General features: G+C 44.5%; 13 protein-coding genes. 6 read left to right on the forward strand and 7 right to left on the reverse strand.

The features are described from left to right. Nucleotides 1-13 precede the first annotated feature (13 nt). Genes AAE02nite_RS04645 through AAE02nite_RS04655 form a run of 3 tightly spaced genes read right to left on the reverse strand, consistent with a single transcriptional unit; the run spans nucleotide 14 to nucleotide 8132 of the window. A complete protein-coding gene (locus AAE02nite_RS04645) occupies nucleotides 14-2941 on the reverse strand; it encodes a SusC/RagA family TonB-linked outer membrane protein (RefSeq protein ID WP_146895378.1) in 2928 nt (975 codons plus the stop codon). A 47-nt stretch (nucleotides 2942-2988) separates the two neighbouring features. Beyond that, a complete protein-coding gene (locus AAE02nite_RS04650) occupies nucleotides 2989-4845 on the reverse strand; it encodes a RagB/SusD family nutrient uptake outer membrane protein (RefSeq protein WP_246150797.1) in 1857 nt (618 codons plus the stop codon). A gap of 53 nt (nucleotides 4846-4898) precedes the next feature. Next, on the reverse strand, nucleotides 4899-8132 hold the full coding sequence (locus AAE02nite_RS04655) for a SusC/RagA family TonB-linked outer membrane protein (RefSeq protein WP_146895382.1): 3234 nt from the start codon (nucleotides 8130-8132) through the stop codon (nucleotides 4899-4901). 1177 nt (nucleotides 8133-9309) lie between these two features. Here AAE02nite_RS04655 and AAE02nite_RS04660 point away from each other — a divergent pair. Beyond that, nucleotides 9310-13353 carry a hybrid sensor histidine kinase/response regulator transcription factor gene (locus AAE02nite_RS04660; RefSeq protein WP_218033440.1) on the forward strand — a complete coding sequence of 1348 codons (4044 nt, stop codon included), beginning with the start codon at nucleotides 9310-9312 and terminating at the stop codon, nucleotides 13351-13353. A gap of 99 nt (nucleotides 13354-13452) precedes the next feature. On the opposite strand, the gene cysK is transcribed toward AAE02nite_RS04660, so the two are convergent. Together cysK and AAE02nite_RS04670 are read right to left on the reverse strand one after the other, a co-directional pair. Further along, nucleotides 13453-14367, reverse strand: coding sequence for a cysteine synthase A (gene cysK, locus AAE02nite_RS04665; protein ID WP_146895387.1), 915 nt, complete (start codon nucleotides 14365-14367; stop codon nucleotides 13453-13455). Nucleotides 14368-14651: 284 nt separating this feature from the next. Beyond that, nucleotides 14652-15485, reverse strand: coding sequence for a serine O-acetyltransferase (locus AAE02nite_RS04670; RefSeq protein ID WP_146895389.1), 834 nt, complete (start codon nucleotides 15483-15485; stop codon nucleotides 14652-14654). A 275-nt stretch (nucleotides 15486-15760) separates the two neighbouring features. Here AAE02nite_RS04670 and AAE02nite_RS04675 point away from each other — a divergent pair, with 275 nt between their 5' ends. From AAE02nite_RS04675 to AAE02nite_RS04690, 4 genes are all read left to right on the forward strand, one after another. Then, nucleotides 15761-16024, forward strand: a complete 264-nt coding sequence (locus AAE02nite_RS04675) for a transposase family protein (RefSeq protein ID WP_262713449.1) — start codon at nucleotides 15761-15763, stop codon at nucleotides 16022-16024. Between the two features lie 252 nt (nucleotides 16025-16276). Then, complete coding sequence (locus AAE02nite_RS04680) at nucleotides 16277-17617, forward strand: GntP family permease (RefSeq protein ID WP_146895393.1); 1341 nt, start codon at nucleotides 16277-16279, stop codon at nucleotides 17615-17617. 520 nt (nucleotides 17618-18137) lie between these two features. Further along, complete coding sequence (locus AAE02nite_RS04685) at nucleotides 18138-20000, forward strand: ABC transporter ATP-binding protein (RefSeq protein ID WP_146895396.1); 1863 nt, start codon at nucleotides 18138-18140, stop codon at nucleotides 19998-20000. 238 nt (nucleotides 20001-20238) lie between these two features. Continuing rightward, nucleotides 20239-22188, forward strand: a complete 1950-nt coding sequence (locus tag AAE02nite_RS04690; RefSeq protein WP_146895398.1) for a peptidylprolyl isomerase — start codon at nucleotides 20239-20241, stop codon at nucleotides 22186-22188. A 51-nt stretch (nucleotides 22189-22239) separates the two neighbouring features. On the opposite strand, the gene AAE02nite_RS04695 is transcribed toward AAE02nite_RS04690, so the two are convergent. After that, nucleotides 22240-23037, reverse strand: a complete 798-nt coding sequence (locus tag AAE02nite_RS04695) for a mechanosensitive ion channel family protein (RefSeq protein WP_146895400.1) — start codon at nucleotides 23035-23037, stop codon at nucleotides 22240-22242. Nucleotides 23038-23106: 69 nt separating this feature from the next. After that, the gene (locus AAE02nite_RS04700; RefSeq protein ID WP_146895402.1) at nucleotides 23107-23802 is read right to left on the reverse strand and encodes a peptidoglycan DD-metalloendopeptidase family protein; all 696 of its coding nucleotides are present in this window, start codon (nucleotides 23800-23802) and stop codon (nucleotides 23107-23109) included. A 125-nt stretch (nucleotides 23803-23927) separates the two neighbouring features. Here AAE02nite_RS04700 and AAE02nite_RS04705 point away from each other — a divergent pair, with 125 nt between their 5' ends. Then, on the forward strand, nucleotides 23928-25139 hold the full coding sequence (locus AAE02nite_RS04705) for a ferredoxin--NADP reductase (protein ID WP_146895404.1): 1212 nt from the start codon (nucleotides 23928-23930) through the stop codon (nucleotides 25137-25139). The last annotated feature ends 98 nt before the right edge of the window (nucleotides 25140-25237 follow it).

The raw sequence follows: 25237 nt of genomic DNA on the forward strand, positions 1-25237 counted from the left end.
ATATTATTACTAATTAAAATAACGCTTTAACGCCTACATTATAAAAGCGTGATTGAGGCGCACTACCAACATTCATCTCCATAATTTCCCGCTCCTTGGCCACCGTAAGTAAATTAAAGCCATTCACGTAAATCCCCATTTCCTGAATAAATGATTTCCCAAATAGGTTTTGCGGCAAATCATACGAGATTTGAATTTTTGCCAAATCAAACCGGTTGTTTTTATACATCCAGAAATCAGAACTTCTGAAATTATTATCGGCACTTAAGGTTGTTAACCGCGGATAGGTGGCAGTATTTTTGGTTTCTTCCGTCCATCGGTTACGGGCTACCTCCGAATACTTACTTTCTCCGGCTACCCGGAAGTAAGAACTGTTTTTCATACCATTTGCGCCGTAACGACTCAGGCCTAAGGCAAAAAAGGTAAAGTTTTGCCACTTAGCGGTTAGGTTGAGGCCCATGGTAAGCGGAGAACCGTACATGCCGTTTCTTCCCAGGTAAACCTCGTCTTGCGCATTAATAAGACCATCGCCGTTTTGATCCAGGTATTTAATATCACCTGGTTTTACCTGACCGAAAGTCTGGGTAGGGGCATTATTTATATCATCCTGGCTCATGAAGAACCCATCACTCTTTAACCCCCAAATAGCATCCAGCGGCCTTCCTGCTCTATTCTGATAATCGTCTTCGTACATTTCGGCACGCTTCAGCGCTTTGGTTTCGTAGTAGGTTCCTACCAATCCTAAAGTCCAGGCTACCCGCCCAATATTTTTGTTCAGATTTAAATTAAAATCAAAGCCTAGGCGCTGATCATCGTTGTAGTTTACATAGGGAATAAAGGAAGCATTAGGAAAACCGGTAGAAAAGTAAGTTGGATATAAAACAGAGGCCTGCACCACATTACCCGTTACTTTGTTAGCAAAAACCGAACCTTCAAACGTGAGCAAATTTTTAAATAAAGATGCTTTAATACCCACGTTTACCTCATCTCGTTTGGCAAAAGTAAGATTAGGATTTTCGCCTCTTCTGGAATCGGTAGTTCTGTTAAGAACCCCGTCCCGCCAACTGTACCAAGCCCCGTCGGTTTGGGTGTAAATACTGGTATATAAATAATAATCCGGAATATTCAGGTCGGTATGCAATCTGCCGGCCGATACCGAAAGTTTTAGGTTATCTACTACAGATGAATTCTGCAGGAAATTCTCCTCACTCAGGCGCCAGCCCAGCGACACGGTGGGAGAAAAAGCCTGTCGGTTAGCTTCTGGCAATCTGGCAGAATGTACCACTGCCCCATTAAAATCGGCATAATATTTATTCTGAAAATTGTAGCCCAGGTGTAGCCCCAGGTTTGCATTACTGATTTTGTGATAAGCGCCCGAATTAGATTGCTGGTAACCGTTGGCTAATAGCAATGCAGAAAAATTATGCTTATTATTTATTGAATTCTGGTAATTTAATTGGCCCGATAATGCCAGGGTTTGCCGGTACGTAGAACCCGAAATATTTAAATTTCCGGATCTGATATCGGTACCATATTGGGTTAAGCTGGAAATCTGGTCGGTACCGGCATAATTATTCCAGGCAGCCTCAAATACCGCATAATTATTATTAAACGATTGGGTATAGGTAGTGGCGTAATCAACCCCAAAAGTAGATTCAAAAGTTAATCCGCGCAGCACATGGTTTAAATTGGCTCCTACCCCCGTGTTAAACTGAAACTGACGGCTGGTAACCTGGGAGTTACCGCCGGCGTAAATGGCGGCAAACGGATTGGTTTGATCTAGTTGGGTACCTCCCAGAATATATTGACCATTTATCAGGTTTTTGGTATTATTTATTTTCTGCCACGAAGCTTCATCACTTTCCTCAATAAAGCTTACCGGAATGAGGGGAGCAAACCGGTTTGGGCGGAGCGTGGCGGCATTTTGCCAATAATCGGTGTTTACGCCCCGCTGGTTATTGTAAATAGCGGCGGCATCAACTTTGGCGTAAATATTTTCATTTATCGTAACATCTACATTTCCGCGCACATTTAACCGGTCGGATGTATTATTGTTTTTTGCCTCACCAAAGTTTAACAAAGAGCCGGCTGAATTATACCCAATGTTGGTGTAATAGCGGGCCAGCTTGTTACCTCCGGAAATCTCTACGGTACCATCATACCGATTATAGGTTTTTTTCAAATATTCGGATGAATAATAATCTACATTCGGATACCGGTAAGGATTTAACCCGGCAGCATGGTTATAAATGGCCGCATCGGAATATAAATTGCCTAAACCATCGTTCCGGCGGGCTTCATTATAAAGCGTCATGTATTCGGCTGAACCCAGGTACTTGGGAACGCTTTTAGGAACAAATATTCCCGCATTTACCCGGGCTTTGATTTTCAGGTCCTGGGCCTCTCCTCTTTTGGTAGTAATAAATATTACCCCTTTAGCAGCCCGGCTGCCGTAAAGCGCTACCGCCGAAACACCTTTCAGAAAAGTTATTTGTTCTATTTCGGTTGGCATTACGCTACCAGGTTCACGCGGTATGCCGTCTACCAACACTAAATTACCATCCATGCCCCAAATATTGCCATGATAACCATTGGCCAAACCCTCCATGTTCTCCAAGGCATTAATGGAATAGTTTCTTTCCAGCATTTCCGCTACGTTAACAGCCGTAACATCTCCCGGTAAATTTCTTTTATCTACTTTCCGAAACGCTACTTGTACCGGAATTAAATCTTTATTTAAATCCGTGGTAATTAAAGAATCCGAAACTATCTTTTTGCTACTTTCCTGCTTCTTGCTGGCTACAACCTGGGCCCGGGGCTTTTTTTCAGCATTCCGGGCAATGGCCTTTGCAGAAACCATACTGGTTGTCTGGGCATTCAGTACCACGGGCACCACCGTGATTAGAGCGCCTAATACTATTTTTTTATATATGTATTTCATTAATTCAGTTCAGTTTTAAACTTTATAGGATGGGATTAAAGTTGGTTTTACCAACCTGGGTTCTGGCTAAATTCCAGGTACATGTTTACATCCGCATTTTTCAGGGGTAACCAATAGTGCTTTTCCGTAAACCGGCGTTCTAATATTACCACTTCCCGCAGGTTGGCTACCCGGTTTTGCTTAGGATCGGTAGTATTAAAAGTACCTACCCGGTCAAATTCTATTGATTTTTTGAGGGTATAAGGGCTTTGGATTAGCAGCAGCCACCGGCGTAAGTCATTAAACCGGTGCCCTTCAAAAGAGAGCTCTACCGCGCGTTCTCTTCTTAGTTCCTCCATAAAGGCCTCTAAAGAGCCTTGATACTTAGCCGCAATACGTCCAACTCCAGCCCGGTCACGGATTACATTTAAAGCCTCTACCGCGTTTTTAGTAAAACTGGAAGATTTACCGGTCGGGTCGTTAAAACCTTGAGCCGCTGCTTCGGCATACATAATATATATATCGGCCAAGCGCATGTAAGGAATTTTAATGTGTAAGCTGTTACCGTAATCAAATCCACCATCGTACCGGTTAGCCTTCAGGGGAATAAATTTGTAATTCAAATACCCGGTGCGGCTACCCGAATTCACGTTCCGGTAATTACCGCTGGTGAACAGGTTGGCATAGCGAATACTCTGATCTACGTTGGCCGGCAAGCTGCCCTGCACTACTTTAACCCCATCGTATACAATATCATTATAGAAACGTGGGTCACGGCCTCGCCAAGGATATTCCGGATCATAACCCGACTCTGCGTCTGGTTTGGTAATATCCGGAATGGGTAATCCGTTGGCCATGCCATAATTATTTACATAATTAGAAGTAGGCAAAAATTTGACTGTTTCATCGGTTAAATGCGGAGATGGCTGGTATTGTTTAGAAGTGTTCCAGTTGGAGTTGTTTGCCCCCCAGGTAGGAGCCCGGAAGATAGCTTCGGTACTGCCCGGCATTAACCAGTTTTGGCCTTGCGTGTAAAAGTTACTGGAATAATTAGCAAAAGGAACCAGGGCATACTGCGTTTGGCCACTTTCTACCAAAGTCAATAATTCGCCAAATGCTTCAGCGGCTTTTTTGCTAAGTTCCTGGTTATAAGTAATACTTCCGGTTGATACTTTATTCATTAAGGGGCTGCCGGCCCAGAGATAATTTTTGCCCAGGTAGCCCAAAGCCATTATTTTATTAATGCGCAAGGAGTTTTTACCCAGGGTTCTTCTGCCGGCTGTGGTATTGTCCCAGTTAATGGGCAATAAATCGGCTGCTTCTCTAAAATCCTGAGCTGCTCTTTCGGCAGATTCGTGATAACTTAACCGGGGTAATCGTAACGGCTGGTCGGAAGGAAGTACCTTATCTATATAAGGCAGTCCGCCAAAGTACTGCATAAACTGAAAATGGAACCAGGCCCGGAAGAAAAGCAATTGACCTTTAATCAGTTTTTTCTCTTCCTCTGTGGCATCCGTCATTTTATCCAGATTTTCCAGGCCCATATTGGCTTTCCGGATGCCGTACCAGCCTAAGGGCCATAATCTTTTTTGCATCCGGTCGGTTGATCCCGGATTGGCAGCCGCTCCATTACCATCCATCCAGCCAGCGCCCCAGCCGTCAAACTGTTGCTGCCAGCCCCAAAAATCGCCGTTATCAATTTTAATTATATAGTGAAAAGTTTGCGCCGTGGATTGTATTTCGTCCTCGCCCCAGTTCCACGAATTTGTCCAGTAGGCATTGGTAAAATCCGGAACGCAATGGTAAAGCTCTTCGGTAAAGCCTTGAAAGTTAACAAAGTTCCTAAAAGCATCCTCCGGCGATACTACCGATTCAGGGGTTCTTTCCAGGTAATCTTCGCAAGCGGATAATAAAATTAAACTCAATGCAAGGCAACCCTTACAAATTATATTTATAATTTTTTTCATGAGAATTCAGCTTAAAAAGTAATATTAGCCCCGATGTTGTACCTTTTTACCGTAGGGTAAGCTCCTTGGGAGGCCCAGCCGGTACCCGCAAAATTAGATTCCCGGTCATCCGGCATTTTGGTCCATAACAGCAGGTTATTTCCGTTCACAAAAAGCCGAATATTATTCAGTCCGAATCTTTTTAAAGATTTAGATTCTAAGGTGTAAGCCAGCTCGGCATTTTTCAGACGGATATAAGAACCATCATAAAAATATTGACTGCCCCGGTAATATTCGGCGGGCGTGGTTAGCCAACGCGGCATTGGAGTATCGGCATTGGGATTATCTTTCGACCAGATACTGCCTTGCTCATACACCACATTGTTTTGAGAACCCAAACTGTTAAACACTACCTGGCGGGTTACATTATTTACGCCGTAGAATTGCACAAAGCCGCTAAACCCTTTCCAGTCTAAGCCCACCGTAGTATTATAGGTGTTTTGCGGATTTCCGGAATATTCGAAAGGAACATTATCGCGGGAGTCAATTACCCCGTCGCCGTTATAATCAATGAGGTGGTAATTCCCCGGTATTTTCCAGGCATCATTCTGGTTATGCATGGTACTGGCATACAGTTCATCCCAAGTATTGTAATAGCCTTGGCTCACATAAGTATAAGCTTGTCCCAATTGCTTGTCTGCTCTTTTCTGATAATCAGGGAGAAGTTCCGGGTCATCGGCAAAAAGCACTTTATTTATGGCGTGGGTCATATTGGCATTAGACCATAGGCGGATGCCATTTGCGAAGGAGTGGTTGAAGTTAAGTTCAAATTCATAACCTTTGTTTTTTACTCTTCCTAAGTTGGCAACCGGAGCCCGTGTTCCGTAATAAGAAGGTACCGCACGGTTATTTCCAGGCAGGAGAATATCGGTACGTTCGTCGTTAAAATAATCTACGCTACCTCTTAGCAATCCTTTAAATAATTCAAAGTCGAGACCAATGTTTGCTTTGGTTACCACTTCCCAATGCACATCCGGGTTTCCAACCGTAGATTCCCGGTACCAAGTATAAGGGCTATTCTCGCCACCCTCACCCACTACACCAAACCGTCCCGCGCCGCCATATGCCCAATTAGACATGAAAATGAATCGCTCATTAATATTGTCATCTCCGATTTGCCCGTAGTTACCTCTGATTTTCAGATAGTTCAGAAAGGTGATTGGTTTCATAAAGTTTTCTTCGGAGAGCATCCAACCAAGGCCGGCCGATTGAAAGAAGGCAAAACGGTTTTCCTTATTGAATTTTTCTGAACCGGTATAAGCCCCGTTGTATTCCAGCATGTATTTGCCGGCATAATTGTAAGTAGCCCGGTACACCCAGTCTTCCCGAACCCGGGGAATTTCACTTCCGGTAGCAGTTTCATTGCGGTTAACCAGACCCAGGGTGGTAATATTATGCTTTTGCCCCAGGGTAACGCCATAGTTTAATTGTGCCTGGTAAAAAAGCCGGCGAGCCGTAGCACCATTATCAATTGCTCCCGGAGCGGTGGTCCAGGCTACTGCTTCCTGAAAATCAAACCGGTTACTGGTATCAAATGCCTGCCGGTATACTTCCTGGCCGGTTTCCGGATAAATGTATTTTTCCTGGGCGGTGTTGTTAGCATCATTAATACCTCTTCCGGTTTCTACAAATACATTATCAAAAGCAATGGTGCCGGCAAATTTCAGGCCTTTAACCAACTTGTCTAATTTCTGTTCCAGGGTAAAATCAGTATTCAGGCGGGTATTGGTTATATATTCAATACCACTAATTCCCACGGTCCGCATCGAATTTTCGGCTCTACTGATCAAAGGTGCATAATACCCCCACGAACCATCTGAATATTGCGGATAAAAGGCATCCGGGGCATTACTGTAGGCAGCAGCCCACATATAAAATTCGTTAGCCCTGGCCATTGGTTTTTTTGACACCCCGTACGAACCGGAAAGGTTGCTTTTTAAAACCGTGGTAGGCGTTAACTGAAAATCCAGGTTACTTCGCACGTTCATGCGGTTAAAACCATAACCACCTTCGTACCCGCGGTGATTGTCATACACCCTGAAAAGGTCTTTTTCCTGCAGAAAATCGGCACTGGTAAAATACTTTACCAATTTGGTACCGCCACTGATATTCAGGCTGGCATTATAAGCCATGGCGTGATCCTTAAATAATTCTTTCTGCCAGTCTATATTCGGATATCTTTCTCTTTCTGCCTGATCGGCCGGATTGCGGTATTTTTCAATGATGGCTTGAGGCACATAACTGGTCCAAGCTTCTGGCCGGAGCGACAATTCGTTTTCTATGGCCTGGTTGCGAATTTGGTAAGTATCGTAAGCATCCATTTTACCAGGCAATTTAGAAGGCGTTTTTACGGTGGTTTGCACCCTTGCCCGAATTAAAGCTCTACCTTCAACACCTCTTTTGGTGGTAATCAGAATAACACCGTTTGCTCCGCGTACGCCATATACCGCGGTAGCGGAAGCATCTTTTAATACAGATACTGACTCCACTGAACTAATATCCACGCTATTCATGGGCCGTTCAATACCATCCACCAGAATTAGCGGCGAAGAGTTATTCCAGGTACTGCTACCACGAATCAAAATCCTAGGATCTTCTTCTCCGGGCATACCTGTACTAGAGGTAGTAATTACTCCCGGTACATTACCGGTTAAGGCAGCTCCAATACTTTGTACACCGCCGGCCCGTTCCAACACTGCACCTTTGGTTTGCGTAATGGCCGCAATTACACTTTCTTTCTTCTGTTCCCCATAGCCTACTACCACCACTTCTTCCAATGTTTTAACATCGGCTGAAAGGGTAACATTAATCCGCGTCTGGTTTGTAACAGCTACTTCTTTAGTAACATAGCCTATAAAACTAAAAACCAATATTGCATTCGGGGATGATAGATTTAGGGTATAGTTTCCGTTTGTATCGGTAGTGGTGCCAATATTTGTACCTTTTACAAATACGGTTACACCAGGTGCACCCTGATTATCATCACTTAATGTTACCTTTCCAGTAATTACTTTATCCTGCCAGGGAGCAGTTTGCTTATCAACCTGAAGCTCCAGTTTTTCAGGTGGAAGGTTGATTTCAGAAGTGCTTTTAGGTTGAAAATGTGTAACAGATGCCTGTGCTACTCCAACTAAAAAACACTGAACAGAAATTCCTATAAATGCATATTTGACCCTATGCAGGTTTTGTGGTAGAAATTTTTTCATGTTATAACTGATTGATTTAAACTATTTGAATGGTTCTGTTCTCTGCTTCAACTGATAAATAGAAGTTGAACTTCAAAACGAAGTAAAAAAACAGTGCCCAAATATGATTTTGGATATATCCTAACGCTTATTGATTTTCATTAAAAATTTAATTTATCTTAGAAAATATTATTGCTCTTTCAATTATTTCCATAGCTCATTCGTTGTATCTGCTATGGGCATTAGTTAAGCCTTCAAAATTGGCCTTAATACACCTTTTTGCGGGTCAGCACACCTTTCTTTTGCATAATCAACCATTTAATTCTTTGCCTCAAGTGCTGTAAGGAGCGAATAATGGTTACTATTACCTGGTATATCTAAAGCAATGCTTTGGCCAGATCTAGAAAACTATTGCTGTTAAGCCTACCTGGAAACTCCTCTAAAATTATTTTTATTCAAAAAGACACTTAATCAAAAAGCCATGGAATAGCCTGGAAATTTTATCAGGATCAAATGTAAATTATAATTAGCTAAGACCTAAATGGGCGTATTACAAGTGTTTTACACCATGTTACATGCAAACTAGTTATTGTTACATATATTTATTCCCTTGTAACATATTGGTCAAATTTCAATGTATAAGGAGTTTTCTGTAGCTTAAGGAAAATTGATCCAAAAGAATTTTACCAAATACTCAGCCTTCTTCAGATAGAACCTTTTAATTGTTAGCTTAACACTTACATTTAAAACCATTAAAAATCAAGCAGGCCTATTGCCGCAATTTTCTAGAATTAACAGTTATTTTTAAATTCAACAGTAAGGGTTGTACTACTGGTTAGAGGGTCAAAAGATGAAAGGTATAGCAGGTTTAAAATCTTTATCCGACTAAGGTTAATAAACCGGTTCTTGAGCCAACCTGGAATATGGAACAAGTGCTCCGAACATAGCTTAATATAGAATTGTTATAATCGGGTTAATTGTATAAGTTTATAATCCTGAAAAGGTAAAAAAGGATTAAGTGTTTGGATATAAACTATTCTGGAAAAAGGGTTAGATGGAATTTTATAAAATCCGGAATAGGGACATGCTACAAAAACTCCTCCTAAGCATTAATAGTTATTTTGCAGTGAGCATAAAATTTAAGCTTCTTTTCCTATTTTTTTGGATTTTCAATTTGGCCTATGGGCAGTCCGGCAAAATGTTTACTGCCGATTTAGAACTATCCAATAGTTTAATTTATCAGGTTTACCAGGATGGTAAGGGTATTATTTGGATAGCCACAGAAGATGGGTTAAACCGGTACGATGGTTCTAAGTTCTCCATTTATAAGCATGATCCGGGAAATCAGAAATCTATATTAAATAATTTTGTACGCCTCCTGTACGAAGACAAAAAAGGTCATCTGCTAATTGGCTATTTTAATGGCTTACAGCTATACGATCATGCTACTGATTCCTTCAGGCAAATTCCTCTACTACTAGAGGGTGGCGGTAAATTTGATGCTCATGTGCTCAACATAACTGAACGGCAAAATGGTGAAATTTTAATTGGAACTGCTGGTTTTGGGGTATTCTCGCTAAAGTTTGAGGGCGGGGTACCTAAAGCACAGCAAATAAAAGGACAAATTCCCGCCAATATCATCGACTACCTTTTTGAAGACAAAGAGCAAAATCTTTGGGTAGCAACCAACGACAAAGGCCTTTTCCGGGTTAGCAAGAATGGCAAAATAAAGCACTTCAGCGAATTTAAGGATATGCCCAAAAGCGCTATTCCTATTACCAATATTTGCCAGGATAAGGCGGGCAATGTGTATGTGAGTAGTACAAACAATGGACTTTTTGTTCATAATAAAACTACCGACGACTTCAGCCAGATTCCCTATCCACCCTCTCCAAATCTATCCATCAGCACCATGTACCTGAACCAAAAAGACCAGTTGTACCTGGGAACGGATGGCGAAGGCATAAAAATTTATGATCTGAAGAAAAAGGTTTTTACGGATGGTAACTTCAATGTAGCAACGTTCGATTTCAAAAAATCAAAAGTACACTCCATTCTGGAAGATAAAGCGGGTAACCTGTGGTTAGGCATTTACCAGAAAGGCGTGATGCTGTTACCTGCCAGTGCCAGTAATTTTAAATACATCGGGTATAAATCAATAAATAATAACACCATTGGCTCCAATGCCATTCTTTCAATTTTTGAGGACCATGAAGGCACGCTTTGGGTTGGTACCGATAGCGATGGGCTTTATGGGATTGGATCAAATGGAAAGCAAATAGCGCATTTTAGCCGCACCAGCGACCCCAGCTCCGTTTCTTCCTCTATCATGAGCATTTTCGAAGATTCGAACCATACTCTTTGGTTGGGTTCTTACTTGCATGGTTTAGCGAAATTAAACCGTAAAACCGGGGAATGTGAATATATAACTACCCTGCGGGACGAAAATTCCGAACCTGTTAAGCGGATCTACAGCATTGTGGAAGACCAGCAAAAGACGCTTTGGATCGGCAGTATGGGAGCCGGCCTTTTCTCCATGGACTTAGGCTCGCAAAAGATTATCCATTATAATTCCGCTCCTGGCCCTAATAACGCGGATACTAATAATTTTCTCCGTAATCCCTGGATTAATAGCCTGCTATTGACCAGCAAGGATAAATTATACGTTGGCACCTATGATGGCGTTGGCTGCCTGGACTTAAAAACAAAAGATTTTGCTTCTACGCATGGTACCAATCGCCTGCTCCAGGGCCAAATTGTTTATTCCTTATTTGAAGACCAAAAAGGCAACATCTGGATGGGCACTTCCCAAGGATTAAAGCATTTAAATAGCAAAACAAACGAAATAAAAGCTTACACCATGGAAGATGGCCTGCCCAACAATGTTGTAAGTGCCGTTAAAGGAGACGAAGCCGGTAATATTTGGATCAGTACAAATTATGGTGTCACCAAGTTAAATACTACAGACAATAGCTTTATTACTTATTATGCCAATGACGGCTTGCAAGGAAATGAGTTTAGCAAAGGCGCTGCATTCGTAAATGCCAGAAAGCAAATCTTCTTTGGCGGTATTAATGGCATTACCTACTTCCATCCGGCGGAAATCCCTGCTGTAATTTCTGCCCCCGGCAAGAAGCTGGAAGTTCGCATCACCGGCTTTTATCTTAATAATCAGGCAGTAAAGAAAGGTATAAAATCCGGCAGCTATGATATTGTGGATGCCGCGGTAATGGATGCTGATAAATTCCACCTCTCGCATAACGATAACTCGTTTAGCATAGAATTATCGGCCATGGACTTTGCCAATCCTGAGCGGATTACTTACCAATACTCTTTAAAGGATGAGGACTGGACTAACTTACGTCCGGGAACAAATACTGTAAACTTTACCGATCTGGCACCCGGCACTTATCGATTCCGGCTTAGGGCAAAAGATTACAGCCATTATTCTGACGTAAAAGAGATTTCAATTGTTATTTCGCCCGCCTGGTATTTTTCTAACTTGGCTAAATTCGTCTACGGCTTAATATTGGTAACCGTGCTTGGATTAGTACTGTTGCAGATTCGCCACCGGCAGCGTACCCGCCAGAAAATGCAGGAGCACCTGCAGGCCAAACAAATAAATGATGCCAAGTTGCAATTCTTTATTAATATCTCCCACGAGATTCGCACCCCCATGTCGTTAATTATTAGTCCTCTGGAAAAATTAATAACGATAGACAAAGACCGGGAGCGGCAAAAGTCTTACGCCACCATGCAGCGTAATGCCGGACGCATTCTGCTCCTTATTAACCAACTCATGGATATTCGGAAAATCGATAAAGGCCAAATGCAATTAAAATTTCAGGAGACCGAAATCGTAGGATTTATAAAAGAGCTTTGTGCTATATTCGACGAACAAGCTCAGGCCAAAAATATTCAATTCAGCTTCGACCACCAAATAGAACAGCTACCGGTGTGGGTGGATCCCCATCATTTTGATAAGGCCATTTTAAATGTGCTATCCAATGCATTTAAATTTACTCCTAAAAACGGGAGAATTCACCTTGATCTCCGCACCGGGCAAGACGAAACGGCCGTAAATGAGCTGCGCCATTATTATGAAATAATTATTTCGGATAGTGGCATTGGCATTGAAGAAAGTGAGCAGGAAAAAATATTTGAGTGTTTTTACCAGGTTCGAAAGACCCAGAACCATTTTGGGGAAGGTACCGGCATTGGCTTAAACCTAACCCGCTCTATCCTGGAACTTCACCATGGCACCATCCGCGCAGAAAACAACCAGGAAGGACAGGGCTGCAAATTTATTATGCGGTTGCCCTTGGGAAAAACTCACCTAAAAACAGAAGACCTGGTGGAAACAGTACCGCAGGTGCAGAAATCGGAGGTGTCTGCTCACCCCTTACCAGCACTGGCAGATGATGTAGCAGAAGTTAAAGTAAAAGCAAAAACCAAAAGCCGGGTGCTGGTGGTAGATGATGATGAAGAAATCCGGAAGTATATTTGTCAGGAATTTGCTACTGAGTACCACCTGCTGGAAAGTGCCAATGGGAAAGAAGCCCTATCCATTATATTAAATAAAGCCCCTGATTTAATTATAAGTGATGTGATGATGCCCGAAATGGATGGAATAACACTTTGCCGAAAAATTAAACAGAATGTAAATATTAACCACATTCCAATCATTTTGCTGACCGCCAAATCGGAAGAAGCAGATAGATTAGAAGGTTTAGGTATTGGTGCGGACGCTTATATGGTAAAGCCTTTTAACATCCAAATTTTGAAAAAGACGGTTCAGAACATCATCAAAAACCGGGAGATGCTCCGCAACACTTTTAATGGCAATCAAACGCAAGGTGATAAGGTACAGAAAGTAGCGATTAAGTCGGCAGATGAAAAATTAATGAATAAGCTCTATAGTATCATTAATCAGAACATTAACAACCCCAACTTAAGCGTGGAAATGATTTCGGGTGAGATTGGTATCAGTCGCGTACATTTGCATCGTAAGCTGAAAGAATTAACCAATCAATCTACCCGAGATTTTATTCGCAATATCCGCCTGCAACAAGCGGCAAACCTACTCTCCAGCAAACATTTAAATATTTCTGAGGTTGCCTTTGCCGTAGGATTTACCAGCCTTGCGTCTTTTTCAACTGCCTTTAAAGAACTTTATGGTGTATCCCCAACGGCCTATATGGATTTGCATTTGAACCAGTACGAAAAAACCAGAAGCAATTAAAATTACTTTGAGATGGGACCCAATCAAATAAATACGGTTCTCAGCTTTTTGATATAAACAAAAGAACCGACCTATTGGCCGGTTCTTGCATAAAAAATGCTAAACAAATAATCCTTCTACCGATAAATACCGTTCGCCGGTATCATAACAGAAAGTCAGCACCCGCGAGCCGGCCGGCATTTCGGGTATTTTTTTGGCTACGGCTGCCAACGATGCTCCCGAGGAAATGCCCACAAAAATGCCTTCTTCCCGCGCCGCCCGGCGCGTAAATTCAAAAGCTTCCTGCTGCGATACCTGGATGGTGCCGGTTAAGACAGAAGTATCTAAAATGGCCGGAATAAAGCCGGCGCCGATGCCCTGGAGCGGATGTGGCCCGGGTGCCCCCCCGCTTATTACCGGCGATAAAGCTGGTTCTACGGCAAACGTTTTTAATTCTGAGAATTTCTCTTTTAAGGCACGGGTTACGGCCGTAATATGGCCACCGGTACCAACGCCGGTAATGTGGTAATCAAAACCCTCCGGAAAATCGGCTAATATTTCCTGGGCAGTAGTTTCTGCGTGGATGCGCGTATTCGCCTCATTTTCAAACTGCATGGGCATCCAGGTATTTGGTAACTCCTGCAGCAGTTCGTTGGCCCGGTCGATAGAACCCCGCATGCCTTTTTCGCGGGGTGTTAGCTCCAGGTTAGCACCAAAAGCGGTCATCAGGCGCCGCCGTTCCAGCGACATTGATTCGGGCATTACCAGTATGAGTTTATAACCTTTTACCGCCGCCACCATGGCTAACCCCACCCCGGTATTACCCGAAGTCGGCTCTATAATAATACTATCGGAGTTGAGTAAACCTTTGGCCTCCGCATCTTCTACCATCGATAGGGCAATCCGGTCTTTTATACTGCCGGCCGGATTAGCCCGCTCCAGCTTAGCCCAAACTTCTACGTTCTCAGGAAATAATTTATTTATACGGACAATGGGCGTACGCCCGATGGTTTCTAATATATTGTTATATCTCATGCTGATTTCTTAGTTGTTAAATATTAGTAATTAGGATTGAGCCCCAGCGAATAATCCGGAGCCCTGAGCGGTTTCCCTTTAGAGTAGTTTGGGCATAAATATAAGAGCACTAAGCGGCAATAAATAGGAAAGGTATTGTTCGGCTGTTTGTTCATAGTTGATAACGATTATTAAGTTAGCTGATAGCAATCCCCTTCTGTTTATTTATCATGAGTCGTTTTTGCTAAGGTTATTCCCTCTATAACACAAAGCCGCTACCCCCACCAACAACTAATCACTAAAACTTAAATGCTAAATACAATGCTATCTTCGGGGTCTTCGCTGCGGCTTACCCGGATTTGCGCTTTGTGGTACAAGCGGGAATAAGGCGGCACACTTTCGGTTAACCACACATTTCCTCCAATAATACTGTTGCTGCCTACTACGGTATTGCCGCCCAAGATGGTGGCTCCGGCGTAAATTACCACATAATCTTCGATAGTAGGATGCCTTTTAATGCGGGCCATCTCTTTGGCTACGCTCATGGCGCCCAAAGTTACACCCTGGTATATTTTTACGTGGTTTCCAATTATCGTGGTCTCGCCTATTACAATGCCGGTACCATGGTCGATGCAGAAATAAGACCCGATTCTAGCTCCGGGGTGAATATCGATGCCGGTTCTGGTATGCGCCGATTCGGACATGATACGGGGCAACAAAGGCACTTGTAGCAAGTGCATGGCATGCGCCAGGCGGTGAATGGCAATGGCCAGAAAGCCCGGATACGTACGAATTACTTCGTCCATGTTTTGCGCAGCCGGATCTTCGCTGGCGATGGCTTCGGCATCATTCAACAACAATTCGTAAATAACCGGTAATTGCCCGATAAAATTTTTAGCCAGTAAAGTTGGCACCAAATGCTGCGGCAGGGGCATGCCTCCTAATATTTTGATTAAGTTCTGCTCCAGTAAATCCAGGTGCAGCAAAATATCTTTCTCCGAGTTAAACTTTTGCTCGGCCAGTTCGGGGAACAGCAACTGCAGGGTGCTATCCATAAACTGGCAAATGGCCGAGCGCGGTACGGAGGAACTAGCCTGGGCATGAGCCGCAAATAACTGCTGGGCAAATTGTTTTTTCATGTAAGATTTTACGTCATCTGATTACGCTGGGTAAATTTCTGATTAAAATATTTAATTATTATTAAAAATATTAATCCTTCTGTCATTCCTCCTGATGTCAGAGATGGAAAATAAGGAAGAATTTCAGATTATATAAAGCTGTTTAGTATAAGTAAGGGGACAAAATTACTTTGATATACGAATTTCAATAGCGTACTCTATTTCAATAGTTTATATACTTAAAACTTATTACTTATAACTTTCCACTTACATAATATAAATTAAATAAAATTGCTATTCTTGCTGCGGAGGTACCAGCCGGTTGTAGTATGCATGATAAAGCTTTGGCTGATATAACGGAGGTGGTGTTCTTACCAGAACAATGCTTATTGCTGGGCCTGGGCTTTAAAGGTTATCAACCCCAGGCAGCCCAGACTTTGCTGCCCATCAAGCAGCCGCCTCCCTGTGAATTGTCGGAAGTAGATAAATGCTACAATCGCCTATTGGCCAGCGTTAGGGTGAAAATGGAGCAGGTGATTCGGCGTACCTGTAAAGTGTAAAGAAGAGAAATAGCAAACGGTGGAATATCCGGCAATGAGCCCATAAGCAATTATCACAAAGTGAAAACCGGGGTTTGAGAATTCGGTCTTTGCAAATACCATAACGGGTAATTGCCAGAAAGACGAAAACCGGTACTGATTATTTGCTTTACAACTTATAAAATATTTCCTCCCAATTGGTAAGTGGTTGCTTTGCTTATATAAAAACAGAATGATTGCTATATTAGCCCAAATTAATTTATCCAAAGCCGGATGACCACCACTTACTACTTATTCTTTCTTTTAATTGCCAGTATTCTGTTTATCATTTGGATAACAGCCTATAAAAAAGTAAATGCATTTTTTGCTTTGCTGTTGGCTGCTTTGGGGGTTGGATTGCTAAGCGGTTTACCCTTAGCCGAAATAGTAACGGTACTTAAAACTGGTTTTGGCCATACCATGGAGAAAATTGGCCTGCTGATTATACTCGGTACTACCTTGGGCGTAATTCTGGAAAAAACCGGCGCCACCATAAGCATGGCAAATGCCATTTTAAAAAGAGTGAATGAGCAAAATGCGCCTATGGCTATTGCGATAACCGGCTTTATTATTGGTATTCCTATTTTCTGCGATAGCGGCTTTATTATTTTAAGTGGCTTGAATCACTCGCTGGTAAAAAAAGCGCACCACAAGATGCCGGTAATGGCCGCTGCTTTAGCAACCTCTTTGTATTCTGTACACTGCTTGGTACCGCCTCATCCGGGTATAACGGCTGCCGTAGGTACCGTCGGCGGCGATTTAGGCATGGTAATGTTGTGGGGTTTAGCATTTTCTATACCGGCGGCCCTGGTGGGTTATTTATGGAGTGTCTGGCGAGGCGATAAAATAACCCATGCGTATATAGAACCGGAAGAAATTCAGGTAGAGGTAAAACGCCTGCCAAGTGCAACCCTTTCTTTTCTACCGGTTATACTACCAATCGCTTTAATTGCTTTTAAATCGGTTACAATGCTTTATGCGACGCCACCAGCCGTAGCGGAAAGTACTTACCTCAAAATTATTTCTTTTGCCGGAGAACCCGTGGTGGCCTTAGGCATCGGTATTCTCTTTTCTTTTACCCTGATTCAGAAAGGCTACAAAAAAGAATTATCGCATTGGCTAACCGACGGGGTAGATAAAGCCGGCATGATACTGGCTATTATTGCGGCTGGCGGCATGTTCGGAGAAATGTTACAGGCTACCGGCATGGGTAAAAATTTAGGTGATCTGCTGAGTGGCTTATCGTTGGGTATTTTCTTCCCTTTTCTGATTGCTGCTATCATTAAAACAGCCCAAGGTTCTTCTACGGTGGCGGTTATTACCGCTGCCTCACTGGTAACGCCTTTACTGGCAAGCTTAGATTTACAAACACCTATTGGACTAACCTTAACGATTTTAAGCATGGGCGCCGGCAGCATGATGGTAAGCCATGCCAACGACGCTTACTTCTGGGTTATCAGCCGCTTTTCTAACCTGGAAACGGCGGCTACGCTAAAAGTATATAGTATAGCAACCATATTTATGGGCATAACCGTGCAACTGCTCATTTGGGGAACTTTCGTCGCCTTAAAATAAAGAAGAGCCCAAGCCAATATTTATAATCAGGACTTTCGCAAAATTATTAAAAGTCCCCCTGCGGAGGGGGCAAGGGGGAGGATTTTCAATGTTAAAAACCATTTTGCGAAAGTCCTAATAATATTTAAATTTTAGCAGCTCATCAATATTTTTCAATCAAAAACAGGCATTTCTGGTTTAATCTACGGATGGTGGTTGCTAAGTCTCTTACGGGAATAAGTTGATACAGCTGGCTTAAAAAGGCACGGAGAAATGAGGAGTTGAAGAACCAGGTGCTCCCAGCTTTGTGTTGAATATTCATCTTAAGATATGGTCTAAGAAATTATTCCACGATATCGATTTCTGAGACTGGTAGTTAGAAATACCTGAAACAGCATTAGCTGCTTCCTGCGGCACGCTAATCTCTTCCTGATTTTCCCGCAAGAACTGGTTTGGTAATTTGTCGGGAGAATCTTCATCCCTAACTGAAATCTAACGTTAAACCTTTGATCACTTAATATTTTCTAACAGCACACCATCCATGTCTTTCTGGACACGCTTACTTAATCTAACCAAACCTACGCCGGCTACTGGCAAACCACCTTTATCGGTAAAAGAACGGTTTACCGCTCTAAAAAATATTCCGGCTTTTCTGCAGCTTATCTGGGAGACCAACCGGGCTATGGCCCTGGGTAGCATTCTGGTGCGCATCGTACGGGCGGCCATTCCGCTGGCCATGCTACAGGTTGCCCGCCTGATTATTGACGAAGTTATTTTCCTGACGCAGCACACCGGCCAGTACAGCCATTCGCATTTGTTTAACCTGGTGCTGATTGAGTTTGGCCTAGCCATTTTCTCGGATATACTCAACCGCGGCGCCGCGCTGCTCGATAGTTTACTCGGTGATTTGCTCGCCAACAGCACTTCGGTAAAATTAATGGAACACGCCGCTACCCTGGACCTGGACCAGTTTGAAGACGCTAACTTTTACGATAAACTCGAACGGGCGCGGCGGCAAACGCTTAGCCGAACGGTATTAATGTCGCAGGTGCTGGGGCAGATGCAGGATGCTATTACCATGGCTTTTCTGGCTGTAGGTTTGCTCACCTTTAATCCCTGGCTGATTGTGCTGCTGATAATTGCGGTTATTCCGGCTTTTTTGGGCGAATCTCATTTTAACGAACGTAGTTACTCTTTGGTACATGGCTGGACGCCCGAACGCCGCGAACTAGATTATCTGCGCCTAACCGGGGCCAGCGACGAAACCGCCAAAGAAATTAAAATATTCGGCTTGTCCGGTTTTCTGATCGATCGTTTTCGGGAATTATCAGACCGCTTTTATACCGATAACCGAAAGCTGGCCATTAAGCGGGCCAGTTGGGGCAGTTTGTTTGCCGCTCTGGGCAGCGCTGGTTACTACGGGGCTTACCTGTTTATTATTATCCGCACCGTAAACGGACATATTTCCATTGGTGATCTTACTTTTTACGCCGGCTCGTTTGCCCGCATGCGCGGCTTACTCGAAAGTATCCTCAACCGGTTTTCGAGCATAGCCGAAGGGGCCCTTTACCTGCAGGATTTCTTTGATTTCTTCGCCATTAAGCCCAATATTTTGCCTAAACCCAATGCCCGGCCTTTCCCCAACCCCATTCGGGAAGGTTTTCGGTTCGATAACGTGGGTTTTAAGTATAGCAACTCCGATAAATGGGCCATCCGGAATTTAAATTTCACCTTAAAGGCCGGCGAAAAACTAGCGCTGGTTGGGGAGAACGGCGCCGGTAAAACCACTTTGGTAAAATTATTGGCCCGCCTTTACGACCCCACTGAAGGGCGTATTCTGCTGGACGGCTACGATTTACACGAATACAACCCGGTAGACCTACGCCGCAATATTGGCGTAATATTTCAGGATTTTGTTAAATTTCAGATGACGGCTGCCCATAATATTGCGGTGGGACGCATCGAAGAAAAAGATAACCAGCCCCGCATCCAAACCTCGGCGGCACAAAGCCTGGCCGATACCGTTATTAATAAATTGCCCGACGGTTATAACCAAATGATTGGCCGCCGGTTTGCCAAGGGCGTAGATTTATCGGGGGGCGAGTGGCAGAAAATAGCGCTGGGCCGGGCTTACATGCGCGATGCCCAGTTGCTAATTCTGGATGAACCCACCGCCGCGCTGGACGCCCGTGCCGAACACGAAGTTTTCCAGCGTTTTGCCGAACTGACCCACGGCAAGACAGCCGTGCTTATTTCTCACCGGTTTTCAACGGTAAGAATGGCTGATCGCATTCTGGTAATCGAACGCGGCCAGTTGCTGGAAATCGGCTCGCACCAGGAATTACTCGCCCTCAACGGCCGCTACGCCGAGCTGTTTAACCTGCAAGCCAAAGGCTACCAATAATTAATATCAACCCCAAGGCCTACAAAACAGTTGTCTGGTTTTGCTAATCCGGATGTAAACTTGAATGAGCCATGCGAAGTGCCGAAATAATTAGTTACCTTTATTTAACAGAACGACCCCTAAATTTTTGCCGAAAATCCACTCTGGTAAATGCTGGCTGAAAATATTGAAAAATGAAACGGCTGGTTAGCATTAGTTCCAGGTTTTATATTTGCCTTTAAGTTTTAGCTTGTCCGGAATGGCCCGCATTTATTTAATCCTGCTCTTGTTTATTTTTGCCTGCCAGCGGCCGATGCAAACTGGTCGGGTAAGACATGAAAAACATCCCATTCCGGTAAATAAATTCGCAGATGCTACCCTCCGGCAAATCATTACTTTACAGGACGAACGCAAAACCGACCAGCTATTACCTTTCCTGCAACACGCATCGCCGGTGTACCGGCAGCAAGCGGCCCTGGCCTTGGCCTCGGTGCAGGCGCCGGCAACCATACCGGCCTTAGTGCCTTTGCTCGCCGATAAAGAATCAATCGTGCGTCGTGCGGCGGCGTATGCCCTGGGCCAGATAGGCGATGTAGCGGCCGAAGATATTTTAATCCGGTATGTTACTTTAGAAAAAACCGCCGCCGTTCACGCTGAAATAACCGAAGCTCTGGGTAAATGCGCTACCCAGAAAGGTTTAAATTTTTTAACCAGTTTCACGCTGACCAACGATACCGAAAAAGCTGGTCAGATGTGGGGGATTTACCGGACCAATGCCAAAAATTTAAATTACCGTGCGGCTGCCCGTAAAGCCGTTAGCTACCTGGATATTAGCAATATACAACCGGTGCGATTAGGAGCGGCTCATTTCCTGGCCCGCACGCCTAAACTTAACTTAGCGCCTTACAGCAAAAGTTTAAGCCAGTTTGCCGCTACCGATCCCAGTCCGGAGGTACGAATGGCCTTAGCCTCGGCCCTGGCGAAAGCGAAAGCCGCCGATACCGAAAAAATATTGCTGGCCCTGGTGCAAAAAGATTCAGACTACCGGGTACGCATCAACGCTATCAGAGCCTTAAGTAGCGCTGATTTTGCAAGTGTTAAAGAAACTATTTACACGGCCTTAAATGATAAGAACCCCAACACGGCCCTGGCCGCCGCAGATTATCTTTTAATTAAAGCGTCGCCGGCAGAAACAAATATTTTGCTAAAGCAGGCCGAAGAACAAACAAACTGGCGGGTACGGGCAACCTTGCTGGCGGCAGCGCTGAAAACAAAACCGGAAAAAGACGCTTTGGGGCAAAAAATAATGCAGCGTTTTAGCCAAAGCCCGAACATTTACGAGCAAGGCGCCTTGCTAAGCGCTTTGGCCCAAGATTTTCAGGCTTACCCGTTTATTCAGGAAGCAACCTTTGCTAATATTTCCCCGGTGCTCGCCTCCTACGGCATCCAGGCCCTGGCCGATATGCGGAAAGAAAAAAATTTCCCCGATAGTTTAAAAGCAACTTTTGCCGGTATTTTTCAGCGGGCTATAGAAGCTGACGATGTTGCTTTAATTGCAATTTCGGCGGGTTTGCTGCAACAACCCGAACTGAACTTTAAAGCAGCTTATCCGGACCCTTCTTTTCTGAAAACTGCCCGCGACAAACTCTTGCTGCCCCGCGACATGGAAACTTACCAGGAATTAGATAAAACCATCCGGTATTTCGAAGATTTACCGCCGGCTCCGGCTCCGCCAAACCCTTATACCCACCCCATCGACTGGGCCTTGGTGCAGCAAATCAAGCCGCGGCAAAAAGTATCTTTACTAACGGCTCAGGGCGTAATTACACTGGAATTATTTACCGAAGAAGCCCCGGCTACCGTCGCGAATTTTGTACAACTAGCCCGGACAGGCTTTTTTGATGGCAAAAACTTTCACCGGGTGGTTCCTAACTTTGTGGTGCAGGGTGGCGATCCGCGCGGCGACGGCTGGGGCAGCACCGATTATGCTATTCGCTCGGAGTTGGCTAATTTACGCTACGGCGAAGGATATGTGGGTATGGCCTCCGCCGGCAAAGATACCGAAAGCTGCCAGTGGTTTATTACCCACTCTCCCACCCCTCACCTCGACGGCCGTTATACAATTTTTGCGAAAGTAATCTCCGGCATGGAAACGGTACACCGTCTGGAAATTGACGATAAAATTCAAAAGTTGAGCCTGATAGATTAAGCCTTGGTCCAGCATCCAGCCACCGAATTAAGCTTCTTCCGGGAAAGTCAGCTAAACTGCTTTACGAGGACCATTGAGGGTAATATTTTCCCGGTCGAAAGCGGCCCGGATGCGGTCGTGTAAATCGTTGGTCAGGCCGCCAATATTTTCCCGGATGGTCCAGGCCCGGCCAATAACAGCAATACCTGCATCGGTATTTTCGGTAACTACCTGCGGGGCGGGCTCCTGCAAAATGCGGTCATCGGTTTTAATAATGTCCTGAACTAAACTCTTGGCTTGTTCAATGTCGTTGCCATGCTGCACAACCAGGCGTACTTCGGTGCGCCGGTTCGGTTCTACATCGTGGTTGGTTATGGTGCTGTTGGCCAGCGGACCGTTGGGAATATAAATAGTTTTGTTATCGGCGGTTTTAATAACAGTATTTAAAATATTAATAATATGCACCCGGCCGCCCACGCCTTGCGCCTCTATGTAATCGCCCACCCGGAAAGGTTTAATTGCCAGAATAAGCACCCCACCGGCAAAATTAGAAAGGCTGCCCTGCAACGCTAAGCCCACTGCCAAACCGGCCGAGGCCAGCACCGCAAAAATAGAAGTCATTTCTACGCCTAATTGCCCGATTACCAGAATCAGCAGCAGCACCCGGAGCGTAACATTTAAAATATTGCTCATAAATGGCCGCAACGTCGGGTCGACGTGGTACGAAGTCATGACGTTGTTTACAATTTTCACCAGCCGTTTAATCACCCATAAGCCAATCAGGAAAATAATAATGGCCGCCAGCAGGCGGGTACCGTAAGTTATCAGGTAAGTAGTTATCAGTTGGGGGTAGCGGCTTAAATCTAACATGGGTAAAGGCTTCGGGTAAAAGAAATATTTGAGGTTTGGTAAAGCAAATAAAGTCGTTTGGGTAAAAAGTCAATCTAAATACTTACACTGTAGCAGCAGGTTGGGCTCAATACATATTTGCCGGAACTGCTCTAATTGAGCTGCAGCACAAACGCCCGGAAAATCCCCGGAAAGACCCAGCATATCGGTTATAACCTGGAAATGCAGGTGCGGCGGCCAGTCGCCGTTCTCAGGGTAAGGCCCCACCTCCGAAAAAGCTGCACCTTTATCTATTTTCTGGCCAACGCTTAAAGATGTAAGCGAATTGCGGGTTAAGTGACCATATAAAGTGTAAAAAATATTCCCTTCCAGTTCGTGCTCCAGAATAATGCAGGGGCCGTAATCGCCGAAATTAGCATTATCCCGAAAACTGTGCACCCGACCGGGCAGCGGGGCCAGCACCGGGGTAAAAGCCGGCAACCAAATATCTACCCCCAAATGAATCGTACGTTTTTCAGAGTCGGTATTAAAATGGTGGCTGCGCCGGTAAATAACCCGGTTTTCCAGGTAGCCCCCTACCCCAACGGTTATGTTTTGCTGCTGCATTACCTGCTGAATCAGCGCGGCAAAAGCTGCCGTGTCTTCTAAATCAGTACCTTCCCAAAAAGGATTCTCCGCCGAAAAGTCCAGCCGGCCCACCTGCGGCCCGTTTATGTCTATTGGCAAAACCGGGCCAATGGCCGTCCGGTGTTTCCGTAAAATATCTGGTAAAGCATTTTCTGACATAGCTGGCTTAGATTTGCCGGCAAAAGTAAGGATGTTGCGAAGATATCGCACAGAAAAATTAAGTCGTAACTTTGCCCGTGCAAATATGTTTAAGGAATATTCGTTTTAAAGCCGAAAGGATATTAATGAGTAGTGCTTACCACCAGTTAAAAGTTGTTCAGGTTACCCGCGAAACGCCGGATGCTGTTACCATTTTTTTTGAACATCCGGAAAGAGAAATAATCCCTAGTAAAGCCGGTCAGTTTTTAACCTTAATTCTGCCGTTTAAAGGCAAAAAGGAAAGGCGTTCTTACTCGCTGAGCAGCGCTCCCTACGAAGCGCCGCGCCTGGCGGTAACCGTGAAGCGGGTTCCTGGTGGTTTGGTTTCTAATTATTTGGTGGACAAATGCACCGAGGGCACCGTGATAGAAGTAATGGCGCCCATGGGCAACTTCTCCGTATCAACCGACCCAACTCAAGTCCGTAATTTGGTGCTGATTGGGGCCGGCAGCGGCATTACCCCGCTTATTTCCATTGCCAAAACCGTGTTACACGGAGAACCTAAAAGTCGCGTAAACCTTATTTACGGCAACCGCCACGAAGGCACCATTATTTTCCGGGAGCAATTGGCGGAACTGGAAGAAACCTACGCCGACCGGTTGGTAGTAGAGCACGTTTTGAGTCAGCCCAAATACACCCCGGATAGCCCAGCCAATGTAAACGGTCCGGCTCAGCCGGCTAAACTTTCCTTTAAAGACCGGCTGAAATCCTTATTCGGTCAACCGGTTCCTTCTCCGGCGGAAAACCAGAATATTAAGCCAATTGAAGGTTTAAAATATACCGGGCGTTTGAACCAGAAAATGCTGCTGGATATTCTGCGGGACAATAACCTGACCGATTACCTGGACACGGAATTTTACCTTTGCGGCCCCGAAGGTTTAATGGACGAAGCCCGCGAAGCTTTAAAAATATTAAAAGTAGGTCCGGACCGGATTCACAAAGAAAACTTTGTGGTTACCCACACCGATCCGCTACCGGATTCCGGCACCGTAAGCACGATAGCGGATTCAGCGGCTACTCCGGACTGCCCCATCGTAACTTTAATTTACGAAGGAACCGAATATAAAGTACCTGTTCCTAAAGATCAAACCATTCTGGAAGCCGGTTTGGCCCAGGACATTGATTTGCCTTATTCCTGCCAGGCGGGCCTATGTACCGCCTGCCGGGGCAAATGCTTATCGGGCAAAGTACACCTCGACGAGCGCGAAGGCCTCTCGGATGCCGAAATGGAAGAAGGTTACGTTTTAAACTGCGTAGGCCATCCGTTAACCGACGATGTGGTAATAGAAATTGGTTAGTTTAGTCATTGGATGTTTGATATTAGATGTTAGATATTCGATTTCTGTTTGGAAAATATTCCTCACTGGCGCAAGTTTAGCGAAGCATACCACGAAAA

This window comes from Adhaeribacter aerolatus (assembly GCF_007991635.1).
Lineage (GTDB): Bacteria > Bacteroidota > Bacteroidia > Cytophagales > Hymenobacteraceae > Adhaeribacter > Adhaeribacter aerolatus.

Coding starts and splice junctions, on each gene's coding strand:
- AAE02nite_RS04690 (WP_146895398.1), top strand. CDS start 20,239: ATGGCCCGCATTTATTTAATCCTGCTCTTGTTTATTTTTGCCTGCCAG.
- AAE02nite_RS04655 (WP_146895382.1), bottom strand. CDS start 8,132: ATGAAAAAATTTCTACCACAAAACCTGCATAGGGTCAAATATGCATTT.
- AAE02nite_RS04660 (WP_218033440.1), top strand. CDS start 9,310: ATGTTTACTGCCGATTTAGAACTATCCAATAGTTTAATTTATCAGGTT.
- AAE02nite_RS04645 (WP_146895378.1), bottom strand. CDS start 2,941: ATGAAATACATATATAAAAAAATAGTATTAGGCGCTCTAATCACGGTG.
- AAE02nite_RS04670 (WP_146895389.1), bottom strand. CDS start 15,485: ATGAAAAAACAATTTGCCCAGCAGTTATTTGCGGCTCATGCCCAGGCT.
- AAE02nite_RS04705 (WP_146895404.1), top strand. CDS start 23,928: ATGAGTAGTGCTTACCACCAGTTAAAAGTTGTTCAGGTTACCCGCGAA.
- AAE02nite_RS04695 (WP_146895400.1), bottom strand. CDS start 23,037: ATGTTAGATTTAAGCCGCTACCCCCAACTGATAACTACTTACCTGATA.
- AAE02nite_RS04685 (WP_146895396.1), top strand. CDS start 18,138: ATGTCTTTCTGGACACGCTTACTTAATCTAACCAAACCTACGCCGGCT.
- AAE02nite_RS04680 (WP_146895393.1), top strand. CDS start 16,277: ATGACCACCACTTACTACTTATTCTTTCTTTTAATTGCCAGTATTCTG.
- cysK (WP_146895387.1), bottom strand. CDS start 14,367: ATGAGATATAACAATATATTAGAAACCATCGGGCGTACGCCCATTGTC.
- AAE02nite_RS04700 (WP_146895402.1), bottom strand. CDS start 23,802: ATGTCAGAAAATGCTTTACCAGATATTTTACGGAAACACCGGACGGCC.